9 protein-coding genes and 1 tRNA gene are annotated in these 12394 nt (G+C 59.6%); 4 read left to right on the top strand and 6 right to left on the bottom strand.

Translation table 11 applies throughout. The annotated features are described in order from the left end of the window. Positions 1–280: 280 nt before the first annotated feature. Together BM144_RS21295 and BM144_RS21290 are read left to right on the top strand one after the other, a co-directional pair. Positions 281–1510, top strand: coding sequence for an integrase (locus tag BM144_RS21295; protein WP_092957365.1), 1230 nt, complete (start codon positions 281–283; stop codon positions 1508–1510). 121 nt (positions 1511–1631) lie between these two features. Next, entirely contained in the window at positions 1632–3098 is a 1467-nt protein-coding gene (locus BM144_RS21290) for a DUF8370 family protein (protein ID WP_092957424.1), read from the top strand. A 121-nt stretch (positions 3099–3219) separates the two neighbouring features. Here the strand turns inward: BM144_RS21290 and BM144_RS23010 are convergent, their stop codons facing one another. The 6 genes from BM144_RS23010 to BM144_RS21270 all read right to left on the bottom strand — a co-directional run bounded on the left by BM144_RS23010 (position 3220) and on the right by BM144_RS21270 (position 7677). Further along, complete coding sequence (locus tag BM144_RS23010; protein WP_139225806.1) at positions 3220–3840, bottom strand: hypothetical protein; 621 nt, start codon at positions 3838–3840, stop codon at positions 3220–3222. A 206-nt stretch (positions 3841–4046) separates the two neighbouring features. Then, positions 4047–4904 carry a MobA/MobL family protein gene (locus BM144_RS23750; RefSeq protein WP_217644364.1) on the bottom strand — a complete coding sequence of 286 codons (858 nt, stop codon included), beginning with the start codon at positions 4902–4904 and terminating at the stop codon, positions 4047–4049. A gap of 211 nt (positions 4905–5115) precedes the next feature. Further along, a complete protein-coding gene (locus BM144_RS21280; protein WP_139225805.1) occupies positions 5116–5469 on the bottom strand; it encodes a DUF8583 domain-containing protein in 354 nt (117 codons plus the stop codon). Further along, positions 5466–6278 carry a hypothetical protein gene (locus BM144_RS23005; RefSeq protein WP_139225804.1) on the bottom strand — a complete coding sequence of 271 codons (813 nt, stop codon included), beginning with the start codon at positions 6276–6278 and terminating at the stop codon, positions 5466–5468. The genes BM144_RS21280 and BM144_RS23005 overlap by 4 nt, the downstream gene beginning before the upstream one ends. A gap of 602 nt (positions 6279–6880) precedes the next feature. Beyond that, a tRNA-Arg gene (locus BM144_RS21275) sits at positions 6881–6956 on the bottom strand. A gap of 28 nt (positions 6957–6984) precedes the next feature. After that, a complete protein-coding gene (locus BM144_RS21270) occupies positions 6985–7677 on the bottom strand; it encodes a TetR family transcriptional regulator (RefSeq protein ID WP_092957356.1) in 693 nt (230 codons plus the stop codon). Between the two features lie 202 nt (positions 7678–7879). On the opposite strand from BM144_RS21270, the gene BM144_RS21265 reads away from it, so the two are divergent. Together BM144_RS21265 and BM144_RS21260 are read left to right on the top strand one after the other, a co-directional pair. After that, the gene (locus BM144_RS21265; protein ID WP_092957353.1) at positions 7880–9187 is read left to right on the top strand and encodes an efflux RND transporter periplasmic adaptor subunit; all 1308 of its coding nucleotides are present in this window, start codon (positions 7880–7882) and stop codon (positions 9185–9187) included. 24 nt (positions 9188–9211) lie between these two features. Beyond that, the gene (locus BM144_RS21260; RefSeq protein ID WP_092957350.1) at positions 9212–12370 is read left to right on the top strand and encodes an efflux RND transporter permease subunit; all 3159 of its coding nucleotides are present in this window, start codon (positions 9212–9214) and stop codon (positions 12368–12370) included. Positions 12371–12394: the final 24 nt, after the last annotated feature.

The following is a 12394-nucleotide window of genomic DNA, read 5'->3' as shown; positions in this document are numbered from 1 at the left end:
ATCGAAATCTCTTTGAATGGAGGGACGGCTGCCGGCGCAAGCGGGCGGCTGGCCGAGGCTCGCAACAGCGGCGCGCAGGCCAGGCCCGTCAATAAATGGGGGGAGAAGAACGAAACGAAAACTGGTGCGGCTGGCGGGGATCGAACCCACGACCCTTGGCTTCGGAGGCCCAAATTTCACTATTGTGGAAACCTAATACTGGAGCGCCATTCCGCAATATCCATTGCCCTGCTGTAGGCGGATGGGGACACTTTGGGGACAGTAACTCCCCGAGTTTTCCATGGCGGCACTTACGCAACGCGCAAACGGGCATTGGCAAGCAAAAATTCGACGCAAGGGCTGGCCGGATCAGAGCGAAACCTTTCGCTCCAAGTCAGATGCTGTTGCTTGGGCGCGAGCGCTTGAAAGAGAGATGGATGTCGGCAGCTTCATCAACCGCGATGACGCCCAGCGCACCACCTTTTCCGCCGCAGCTCGACGCTACAGCGAAGAAATTCTTCCAGCAAAGCGCGGCAAGGCTGCAGATGCATCGCGCCTGGCGCGATTAGTTGAAGAGTTCGGCAGTTACTCGCTGGCCTCAATCACGCCGGCCCTGCTCGCTCGCTATCGCGATGAGCGGCTGAAGGCCGTCAGTGCCCAAAGCGTGGTTCACGAACTAGGGATGGTCTCTCGAGTTCTGAAGGCCGCGACAATGGATTGGGGAATCGCACTCCCCCAAGGCCTGCCTAATGCATTAACCCGCAAGCCCAAAGTGCGCAACGCGCGTGATCGGCGGCTCGAACACGATGAAGAAGCAGCGTTGCTGACAGAGCTGAAAAAGTGCAAAACTCCGTGGCCACATGCGCTCACAGTGCTGGCTATTGAGACTGCAGGCCGGCTGTCTGAGTTGTGTGCCCTGTCATGGAAAGACATTGATTTAGAAAAGCGAACTGCCCGGCTAAGAGGCGCTGATGGCGGCGTCACAAAGTCAGGGGATGCGTATCGAGATATCCCTCTCAGCAAGGCGGCAGTCGCCTTACTGGAGAGCCTTCCTAGGCAAGAAGGCACTAGTCGAGCCGTTAAAGCCCAAAGCTTCTCTGTGGGCCACGCAAAACCCACCTCGGCGAACGGACTACAGGATCGGGTACTACAAGCATCAGCCAATGCTCTGCAAATTTCCTTTGGCCGTGCTCTTCTGCGCGCCAGAACTCAGCACATCCACACTGTGCTCCGCGCCATCCTTGCTACACATGGATTTGATGCGGAGGCCCAAGCTCGAGAGCTCCGCGCCGTGATCTTCAAAAAACGCCCGGCGCACTCTGTGACCATAGAAGCACTAGCGGATATCCAGCATTGCGACCGCTTCTTGGTTGATCTCCGCATACACGACTTTCGACACGAAGCTACAAGCCGTTTAGCGTCAAAGCTACCTATGCACGATTTGATGAAGGTCACCGGCCACCGCTCGAGCTCTATGCTGAACCGCTACTACCACCCCCGAGCTCAAGATTTAGCAACGCTGATCGGATAGTTCTGGAAGCTTCCATGAGGATTCTCAACCTGGTGAGAAAACTCAACACTTGGCATTTTCCATGCTTGCCATGCATCTGTTCAGGTGTTACAAGCAATTTCTCAGCAACACACGTACAAACATGAAGAATCCTCCAAAACTGCGGGTTTATTTTTCAGATTTCTTCGGTGTTACGCCTGAAGAAATATCTCAACACGGATCATTCAATATTTCATTAATCAATGATCTACCGCTATTTATCGATCCATTTTTAATATTTAATAGCAGCAAAGATGAATACAAGATTCTACACGAAGACATAATAAAATATGTTCGCTTCTTAAAATCCAAAGCATCTGAAAAAATATTACCAGGCCTCGTGAAGTCGTGGTATCACTTCCCCGAGATCAAAGAAAACTGGCTTGGATTCAGTAAATCTGGCAACAGTGGCAGGGGACTGGGCGCAAAATTTGCCAGTCAGTTGAAGTTTGAACTCACCTCTATTTTTAAAGATTTTGGCGAGGAAGAGTCTGGAGGCACCCACCTTAGCAAACTAACACTAATCAAGGGCGGGGTTGGAAAAGATAGTATCAGCGATTTCACCTGCAATCTCATAAAGGGATATCTCGCGCAATATACCGAAGATTTTTCGCTCAAACACATCGACAAATCAAGGCTCCAAAAATTCAATCTCGATAAAGTTTTCTTCAATTATGAGACCCAGACCTGGGCAGGAAAAACATTCACCTTACCTCGATTTAACGGGCAATACATACTATTAACACCATCAGACATCTTGACCAAAGATGATGCATGGATATCACACCAGGGCCTTATTGAAGACTTTAGCGCCATTATTGGATCAGTTTCGAATGACCAACTAAGGGCGCAAATAGATAATTATTTTAGGCGCAACTTACGTTTGGCAAAACCGCGCAAATCAGATTACGAGAAGGCTGCCGAGCTGGTTATTGCAAAGTATCCCCAGCTGCTTGATATTTACGTCAGCCAGCGGGTCAAGAATGGAGACGACGCCACCTCAGAAAACATTGAAAAAATAAATGCAGCGCAAGAAGTTTTTGTCAAGAATCTAAGCGCGCTCATCAAGAATGTTGCCACCACCGAATTCTACGAGACGTCTCCAAACAGTTACGCAGAAGGAATGCAGCGTATAGCGTACTTGAAGCACGTGATTGAGAAGCAAGATGGATATAGAATCTTCTACCTGAGAGGAAAACCGATATCGAGAGAAGCGGACCTTCAGGTAATGTTTAAGCTTACTTGGTTCGCATCAGCCTATTCGTTTGATGCAGAAGTCAACAATGGGCGTGGCCCATCGGATTTCTTGGTATCTTATGGTAGCGGCGACAAGTCTGTAATCGAGTTTAAGCTTGCAAAAAATTCAAAGCTTGAACAAAACATAAAAAATCAGGCAGATGTTTATAGTGATGCTTCAAGAGCAACTCATCCGCCGATAAAAGTAATTCTCTACTTTACAGATTCCGAGCTCACAAAAGTAAACAGGATGCTAGATAAAGCGAAGCTCCGTGAGTGCAAAGAAATCATACTTATTGATGCAAGAGTAAAAGAATCCGCTTCTAAGATTTGATTTCCCCAGAAATTTTAAGGCTGCATCGCATCTTGCCATTCAATGTTGCGCTACAGCCATCCTTGCCGGTATCGCTTATTGAATCAATGAGCCCTTCACCAAGGGGAATCCTTAAGCAAACCTAACCCTTGCTTATTGAATCACCTATTGATGGCGAATTGATATTTTCACGGTAGCAGCGAACAGCGAGCCCTAAAAACTCATCGACTGATGTGGCAAGAATATTCCAGAACCCTGCTACATCGCTTTCAAAGCCCTTCTCGAGCAAATCCTGCCTAAGATTGTTTGGCCACGAATCCTCCATCATTAGCACGCCTATCTCTTCAGCGAAGGGTCGACTAACATTTGGAAAATCCATCTCCAAATAATTATTCAAAAACTCTGCGGCAGCTAGAGTTCGGATTTTTGACCCTTTTTCACGATAAAGAAAGGTCAGATAATCTGCACACAAACCATAATCATCCTTCTCCAGCACCATAATCTCAGCCAGATTACGCATGTCCACTTCGAATTCCGGATAATTTTTATCAATCCATTTCTTAAGGAACCTGGATGGTACGTACTTATAACTACCGCTCCACCAACCCGAATTCCTACTCATAAATAAAATGTTTTCTTTCTGCATTCGACCGAAGTAGACATCAAATCCATTAACACACCAGTTTGGAAAACCCTCACTCCAGATGGCTCTGCGCTGCTCTTCGGTAAGTCGGCGGGAGTCAAATGTGAACGGCATACTCATATCTCCCGCTGCATTGCACCCAAATGGCAATACTCTTGTATCCCGGTCATAAGTCTCGTTGTCTCACTCGGATATCCATGCGCCTTATTGAGCGCCTCTTTAAATGGAACCGGGTTTGTTATTGTTTTCCATGTGGATTTTTCCCCGCGTTTATAAACACGACGCTGGCAACCCAGAGCTCACTCAGATTAAAATTAGATGGTTTTTCAACGGATATTTGGCAATCCATGGTCCCGTTCTTTCGTACTTAATTCAGTTTTTTCACGTGCCGCGTTCCGCCGAGCCTTCGCAAGAAGCGCTGTGGCCTCTCCGAACGGGCCATTGGTCAGCATGGCTAGCTCCAGTTCGATGAGACGCGCCTCTTCCCGTAGCTCACTGATAGGCCGTTGAGCTGCTTGAGTGACTATTTGGTGCTCTGCCAGGGCCACGGCGCGCCGAGACAACTTGCCCCGACGTAAGCGTGAAGCGGAAACTGGACCAAGATGTCTGCCGGGGATCGCAGCGACCCCACGATCCGCATAGCTCCTCGCATCGACTCGTGCTGCATGCCCCAGACGTTCAAGGTACGAGTTTTGGACGCGGGCCCAGCGCTGCCGTGTCGATAGCAAGCGTTCCAACGTTCCCGCGCTGTCTTTTCGACAGCCACCGCGTTCAGGCTTCTTGGCGTTGTAGCGCTTGAAGTACAGCTCAGGCTCGCGCGGGACGCCATCGTTGGCAATGCGCTCCGAGTACATGACGTGCCCATGAGGCTGATCACCGCCTTCTAGGGCGGCCTTTGGGCAGTGAATGGCCCACTGGTATGCGTGGCGATCCCCGAGTTCTTGCTGGATAAAGTCCTGAAGTAATGCAACTCGCTGCACCGGGTCCAACTCACGAGGCAAAGCGACGACTATCTCTCGATAGGTAGCCCCGTTGGCACGCTCCCAGTCATCAGCTGCACTCCAAAAGCGCGCAGGGTTGCACTCTGCCCAGGCCGGCATGTTTCCGCACCCGGTTGAGACAAGGTCTTGATATCGTGCGCGCCCGCTGTAGCGGCCTTGGCGGGCGATATATGCAGCGTGCATCGCAGCCCGCCCCTTCCCTCCTACTTTGACGGAGCAGTGATACGACGCCATGCAGCCCCCCTTTTTTGCGCCAAGCGGCCGCACGGAGGATGCGAAGCATCCTGAAGAAGCTCCCCGCAGGGGCGCACCGTTACTACTCCATGCCAAAGGCCTGGAGTAGTAACAACTAGGTGCGCCTGGTGCTGTAAGCACCAAGGAGTTGCCGCGCGCATCACGAAGCGCCTCCCTGGGCCTCGAGCGCAAAACCCACCGCAACCAGTGCTGAGTCAGAAGACGATGCGGTAGGCGTGACGGCTACGTGTGGCGCAAGGCCAAACAGCTCTCGGTCGTCGGCGCGCTGAAGGTATCGATCCAGAATGACGAGCAGTTCGGCGTCCGCCCATTCACCACGCTCGATCATGGCTTGCATCGTGGCGCCGATCAGCACCAACTTCCGAGTGTGTTTCTTGCGCGCAGCCTTCGATGCGGCGGCCCGCGCCCTGGCCTCAACGGCGCGCTGCTCGGCCTGCAACTTGGCTAGACGGTGTTGAAGAGCCTCGATTTTTTGCTTACGGGGTTCAGTCACTTGCGCACCCCGCGGGTTTCACGGCGCAATCGCTCAATGAGCTCGCGCGTTTCAACTGGCATCGGCGCTGGCGCTTTCTTGTGCCGATCCTGGGCTTGCGCCGGCCTGGCGAGCCGAGCCTGGGCTTCGCGTAGCACCCGCTCGGTTCCTCCGTAAGTCAGGGCCTCAGTGCCCTTGAAAGCCGCCAGGAAACGAGCCGGATTCTGGATGCCGCGCTCGCCAATCCGGCCGCGCGAGCGAAGAGCACCGGCCAGTTCGTCGGCCAAGGCTTGCGCGCGACTTTGATCAAGTCCGTCAAGGACATCAAGCACTTGCTCGCGCTCTTCTTTTGACAGCAAACCTCGATCGTGTAGGTCGCCCGAAAATACAACAACCTGCGTGCGGGGTTGTTGTTGCTCTTTATTTACTTGGCTCTCATCTAACTTATGACCCCGAGTTATCCGGCGCTCGGATAGGCCGTGGCCCGGATCATCCGGCCCCGGACAAACCGGCCCCGGGTAGCCCGGTGTCGGTGTAATCGTTACCTGTGTAGTCAGCCGGCCTCGAGCATCTCGATGTTTGGCACGGTGGTAGTACCCCTGCCGCGAAAGTTGCTGGGTGATGGTCACCCAAGCTTGGTCGCCTAAGGAGAATTTGGCTTTGCAGTACTCGACCCTGATGATCCATCCCTGCGGACGCGTCAGAAACCACAGCAACAGGCCACGCGCAGCAAGACTGAGTGATTCATTGTTGATAACAGCCAGAGGCACTGCTGCCCACCCGCCAGCACTCATGTCCACTTTGATAATTGAACCCTCGACTGCACTCATGCGGCACCTCCGCGCACAACCTTACGAGGGCGCCCCCGGCGTACGCCTTGGTACGCCTGCGGATGAGACTGGGCATTCGGAGCCGCGCGCTTTTCTCCGCGAGCCCAGGTGAGAACATCCTCTACAAGCCAGCGTGGCGGCGCCTTGCCGCCTGACTCGATGGGCCTTGGAAGGGTTTCTGGCCGCCGACAGAGGCGGTCATGGATTGTGTTCGGCTTGAGCCCTAGGAAACTGGCTAGCTCATTAACGCCGCATGACAGCAGAACTTGCTGCCGGGGTGGTGCATTGCGATCCACGCTGTGTGTGCTCCCTACCCGCCCACCCAGGTAAAAACACAAGATCGCTTAAGAATGACTCCCATAGCCAAACCAGCGGCAGGCGGTGGGGCCTGACGTGTCGCAACTATGGAAACCCGATGATGCCTACTTAGGCCAACATGTCAATGCATGTCGCCAAAGAACAACGTGTTACAAAGAAATGGCCGCTGTTCAGCGGTTCCCTTGGGGACACTGCGGGGACAGTGAGAGAACAATTTCAACCAAACAAGAACAACTAAGCCCGCATGAGAGCGGGCTTAGTTGCTTGATTTCAAAAGGGAATTTTGGTGCGGCTGGCGGGGATCGAACCCACGACCCTTGGCTTCGGAGGCCAATACTCTATCCACTGAGCTACAGCCGCATGCGGGCCATTGCGACCCAGCCGGGGATTATGGCACGGCGTTGCGGCGCGGCTGGCAAATCTGCCAGGGGATGCCGTCGGCCAGGGGATCGAAGTCCGCCGGCACCTCGAAGCCCAGGCCCCGGAGGTAGGCCGCCACCGCGGCGCGCCCGGTCTCCGCGAGGCCGAACGTCGCGTCGCCCAGCATCCAGACCTGCATCAGCCCGTCGAACAGCGATTGCAGCCCGACGGCAGCCACCTCCGGGGGGCAGGCCAGCGTGAGCCCCTGCTCCCGCGCGGCCTGCGACAGCTCGTTCGCGAACTGCTGGCGGAACTCCAGGCTGGCTTCCACGTGGCGGTCGCGCACGGCGGACAGCTCGCCCACGTATTCGACGCGGAACATGGCGATCTCGAACACGCGGCGCATGGATTCGTCTTTTTCGAGGCTGCGCAGCACGAAGTCGATCACGGCCCGCAGACGCTGCAGCGGCGCCATGCGGTCGTTGCCGGCGTATTCGCCGTTCGCACATTCCAGCGGCAGCGTGACGCGCTCCATCATGGCGTTGAACAGGTCCACCTTGTCCTTGAAATGCCAGTAGATGGCACCGCGCGTGGCGCCCGCGGCCTGGGCGATGTCATTCAGCGACGCATGCGACACGCCCTTCTGATAAAAAACTCGCTCTGCCGCATCCAGCAGGCTGTTGCGCGTGGCGACCGCATCTTCTTTGGTACGTCGGGCCATGGTGGGGTGTCTCCTTGGTCTGCAGGGGCTGGCGGCGGGAAACGGAATCGCTTCCGTATCCCCTGCGGCGCAGCAGACCGGCAATTATACATTCATGGTTGTATGTATAATGCCGGCGAAATTCAAGGGCCGCCGCATGGTTTTGATCTCTCGCAAACCCTGGGGCAGCCTTTTCCACCTGCGCCGATCCGGAAGGACTTCCATGTACCGCTTGAGTGTTGATCTCGATGCTTCCGCCGCCCCGCACCGCCGCGCTTCGCGGGCAGGGCTTTTCTGCTTCGCACTGATCGCTGCCGCCGCGCTCGCGGCCTGCGGCAAGTCCGAGCAGCCGGCCCAGCAGGGCGGTGGCGCACCCCCGCCCCCGCAGGTGGGCGTGGTGACCGTCGCGCCCGGCGACGTGGGCCTGGTCACCGAGCTGCCCGGCCGGCTGGAAGCCTCGCGCGTGGCCGAGGTCCGTGCCCGCGCGGCCGGCATCCTGCAAAAGCGCCTGTTCACCGAAGGCAGCGACGTCAAGGCCGGCCAGCGGCTTTTCGCGATCGACGACGCGCCCTACCGCGCCTCGCTGGAGAACGCCCAGGCCAGCGTCGCCCAGGCCGAGGCCGCCCTGGCGCAGGCCCGGGCCCTGGCCGAGCGCTACAAGCCCCTGGTGGCCGTGAATGCCGTGAGCCGGCAGGAGTACGACAACGCCGTCGCGTCGCAGAAGACGGGCGAGGCCAATGTCGCCGCGGCCAAGGCCACGGTGACCACCGCCCGCATCAACCTGGGCTATGCCGCCGTGACGGCCCCGATCTCCGGCCGCATCGGCCGCGCCCTCGTGACCGAAGGCGCGCTGGTGGGCCAGGGCGAATCGACCCAGCTCGCCGTGATCCAGCAGATCGATCCCCTGTACGTCAACTTCACGCAGTCCGCATCCGATGCGCTGAAGCTCAAGGCCGGTCTGGCGAGCGGCAAGTACAAGCAGGCCTCCAAGGGCACCGCGTCGGTGAACGTGGTGCTGGAGGACGGCAGCGTGTACCCGCAGGCCGGCAAGCTGCTGTTCACCGACCTGACGGTGGATGCCACCAGCGGCCAGGTCACGCTGCGCGCCGAAGTGCCCAACCCGGACCGCCAGCTCCTGCCGGGCCTCTATGTGCGCGTGCGCCTGGAGCAGGCCCAGGTGGGCAACGGCGTGCTGCTGCCGCAGCAGGCCGTGACGCGCTCCGCGCGCGGCGACACCGTGATGGTCGTGGGCCCGGACAACCACCTCGCGCCGCGCCCCATCAAGCTCGGCCCCGCGCAGGGAACGAACTGGGTGGTGCTCGATGGCCTGAAGGCCGGCGAGAAGGTCATGGTGGACGGCTTCCAGAAGCTGCCGCGCGGCAAGCCCGGCGACCCCATCGTGGTCCAGCCCGTGGCATGGCAGCCGGCCGGTGCCGCACCCGCGGGTGCGGGCGGCGCGTCCGCACCCGCCGGCGGCGCCTCCGCCGCCCAGGCTCCCGCTTCCGCCTCGTCCGCTCCCGCGAAGCAGTAACACTCAGAACACGGAGCGCGGCACATGGCCAAGTTCTTCATCGAGAGACCCATCTTCGCGTGGGTCATCACCATCTTCATCATGGTGATGGGGGCAATCTCCATCGCCAAGCTGCCGATCGCGCAGTACCCGGCGGTGGCGCCGCCGACCATCCAGGTGTCGGTGGCCTATCCCGGCGCCAACGCGCAGACGCTGGAGGACAGCGTGCTCGCGGTCATCGAGCGCGAAATGAACGGTGCCAGCGGCCTCGCCTACGTCGAGACGACGAGCCAGGCCAACGGCACGGGTTCGATCACGCTGAGCTTCGAACCCGGCACCAATGCCGACCTGGCGCAGGTGGACGTGCAGAACCGCCTGTCGCGCGCCACGCCTCGCCTGCCGAGCGCGGTGACGCAGCAGGGCGTGCGCGTGGAGCAGTCGCGTTCCAACTTCCTCATGTTCGCCATGCTCACGACGGAAAACCCCGACGTGAGCATCGAGGCGCTGAACGACTACGCGGCGCGCAACGTGGTGCCCGAGCTGCAGCGCGTGGCCGGCGTCGGCACGCTCACGCAGTTCGGCTCCGAGCGCGCGATGCGCATCTGGGTCGACCCGGCCAAGCTCAAGGGCTTCAACCTCTCGCTCGACCAGGTGAATGCCGCCATCCGCGCGCAGAACGTGCAGGTGTCGGCCGGCAACCTGGGCGACCTGCCCGCCGAGACGGGGCAGCCCGTGGCCGCCACCATCGTGGTGCAGGGCCAGCTCACGTCGATCGAGCAGTTCAACAAGATCGTGCTGCGCGCCAACACCGACGGCTCCGCCGTGCGCCTGAGCGACGTCGCCCGCATCGAACTGGGATCGCAGAGCTACAGCACGAGCGCCCGCCTGAACGGAAAGCAGGCCGTGGGCCTGGGCGTGCAGCCGACGCCGTCCGCCAATGCCCTGGCGACCGCCAAGGCCGTGAAGGCCAAGCTGGAAGAGCTGAAGAAATTCTTCCCGCAGGGCGTGAACTACGTGGTGCCCTACGACACCTCCAAGTTCGTCTCGGTGTCGATCGAGAAGGTGGTCCACACGCTGATCGAGGCCGTCGTGCTGGTGTTCATCGTGATGTTCCTGTTCCTGCAGAACTTCCGCTACACGATCATCCCGACCATCGTGGTGCCGGTGGCGCTGCTGGGCACCTTCGGCGCGCTGCTCGCGATGGGCTTCTCGATCAACGTGCTGACGATGTTCGGCATGGTGCTGGTGATCGGCATCGTGGTGGACGACGCCATCGTGGTCGTCGAGAACGTCGAGCGCATCATGGCCGAGGAAGGCCTGCCGCCGCTGCAGGCCACGCGCAAGGCCATGGGCCAGATCTCCGGCGCCGTGATCGGCGTGACCGTGGTGCTGATCTCGGTGTTCGTGCCGCTGGCGTTCTTCGCCGGCTCCACCGGCAACATCTACCGCCAGTTCGCGGCGACGATGGCCACCTCGATCGCGTTCTCCGCGTTCCTGGCGCTGTCGCTCACGCCCGCGCTCTGCGCGACGCTGCTCAAGCCCATCGACCCCGAGCACCACGCCGACAAGAAGGGCTTCTTCGGCTGGTTCAACCGGTCGTTCAAAAGCACCACCCACCGCTACGAAGGCTGGATGGCCAAGCTGCTGCGCCGCGGCGGCCGCATGATGATCATCTACGCCGTGCTGCTGGGCGCGGTCGCGCTGGTGTACACGCGCCTGCCCACTTCGTTCCTGCCGAACGAAGACCAGGGCTACATCATCACCAACGTGCAGCTGCCCCCGGGCGCCGCGCAGTCGCGCACCAGCGACGTGCTACGCCAGGTCGAGGACTTCATGCTCAAGCAGCCCGAGGTCGAGAACATCGTCACCGTGGCGGGCTTCTCGTTCTCGGGCCAGGGCCAGAACGCCGGTCTCGCCTTCGTGATCCTGAAGGACTGGAGCGAGCGCTCGGGCCAGGAGCATTCGGCCTCGGCCGTGGCCGGCCGCGCGTTCGGCGCGCTCTCGGGCATCCGCGACGCGTTCATCTTCGCGCTGAGCCCGCCGCCGATTCCCGAACTGGGCACCGGCACGGGCTTCAACTTCCGGCTGCAGGACCGCGCGGCCCAGGGCCACGACGCCCTGATGAACGCGCGCAACCAGTTGCTGGGCATGGCGTCGCAGAGCAAGGTGCTCGCAGGCGTGCGGCCGGACGGCATGGAAGACGCGCCGCAGATGCAGATCGACATCGACCGCGACAAGGCGAATGCGCTGGGCGTGGGCTTCGACAGCATCAGCAACGCGCTCTCCACGGCGCTGGGCTCGGCCTACATCAACGACTTCCCGAACCAGGGCCGGCTGCAGCGGGTGGTGGTGCAGGCCGACGCCGCGGCGCGCATGCGCCCCGAGTCGGTGCTCGACCTGCCGGTGCTCAACAGCCGCGGCCAGACGGTGCCGATGTCCGCATTCGCCTCCACGCGCTGGATCACGGGCGCCATGCAGACCGTGCGCTACAACGGCTATCCGTCGATGAAGATCGCCGGCGACGCGGGCCCGGGCTTCACCACGGGCGACGCGATGAACGAGATGGAAAAGCTCGCCGGACAACTGCCCCCGGGCTTCGGCTTCGAATGGACGGGCCAGTCGCGCGAAGAAAAGCTCGCCGGCTCGCAGGCCATGATCCTCTACGCGTTCTCGCTGCTGGCGGTGTTCCTGTGCCTGGCCGCGCTCTACGAGAGCTGGACGATTCCGGTCTCGGTGATGCTGGTGGTGCCGCTCGGCGTGCTGGGCGTGCTGCTCGCCACGCTGCTGCGGGGCATGTCCAACGACGTGTACTTCCAGATCGGGCTGGTGACCATCATCGGGCTGTCGGCCAAGAACGCCATCCTGATCGTGGAGTTCGCCAAGGACCTGCAGGCCGAAGGCAAGAGCGTGCTGGAGGCGGCGCTGGAAGCCGCCCACCTGCGCTTCCGCCCGATCATCATGACCTCGCTGGCATTCACGCTGGGCGTGGTGCCGCTGTTCATCGCCTCGGGCGCCAGCTCGGCGAGCCAGCGCGCCATCGGCACCGGCGTGATCGGCGGCATGATCACCGGCACGGTGCTCGCCGTGGTGTTCGTGCCCGTGTTCTTCGTGCTGGTGCGCTCGTTCTTCAAGGGCAGCAAGCGCCAGCAGGACCATGAAGCCAAGCAGGCCCAACTCCACCGCCATGCCACGGACGCGGAATAACCCCCCAGACGACCGGCAGGAGCA

The organism is Paracidovorax konjaci (genome assembly GCF_900112675.1).
In the GTDB taxonomy this organism is placed as follows: Bacteria; Pseudomonadota; Gammaproteobacteria; order Burkholderiales; family Burkholderiaceae_C; genus Paracidovorax; species Paracidovorax konjaci.
This window is presented reverse-complemented; position numbering and strand designations above follow the sequence as displayed.

What these genes read in the sequence shown, in the direction of transcription:
- BM144_RS23005 (WP_139225804.1), bottom strand. Translation starts at nt 6,278, where the DNA reads ATGAGTGCAGTCGAGGGTTCAATTATCAAAGTGGACATGAGTGCTGGC.
- BM144_RS23750 (WP_217644364.1), bottom strand. Translation starts at nt 4,904, where the DNA reads ATGCACGCTGCATATATCGCCCGCCAAGGCCGCTACAGCGGGCGCGCA.
- BM144_RS21290 (WP_092957424.1), top strand. Translation starts at nt 1,632, where the DNA reads ATGAAGAATCCTCCAAAACTGCGGGTTTATTTTTCAGATTTCTTCGGT.
- BM144_RS23010 (WP_139225806.1), bottom strand. Translation starts at nt 3,840, where the DNA reads ATGAGTATGCCGTTCACATTTGACTCCCGCCGACTTACCGAAGAGCAG.
- BM144_RS21270 (WP_092957356.1), bottom strand. Translation starts at nt 7,677, where the DNA reads ATGGCCCGACGTACCAAAGAAGATGCGGTCGCCACGCGCAACAGCCTG.
- BM144_RS21265 (WP_092957353.1), top strand. Translation starts at nt 7,880, where the DNA reads ATGTACCGCTTGAGTGTTGATCTCGATGCTTCCGCCGCCCCGCACCGC.
- BM144_RS21295 (WP_092957365.1), top strand. Translation starts at nt 281, where the DNA reads ATGGCGGCACTTACGCAACGCGCAAACGGGCATTGGCAAGCAAAAATT.
- BM144_RS21260 (WP_092957350.1), top strand. Translation starts at nt 9,212, where the DNA reads ATGGCCAAGTTCTTCATCGAGAGACCCATCTTCGCGTGGGTCATCACC.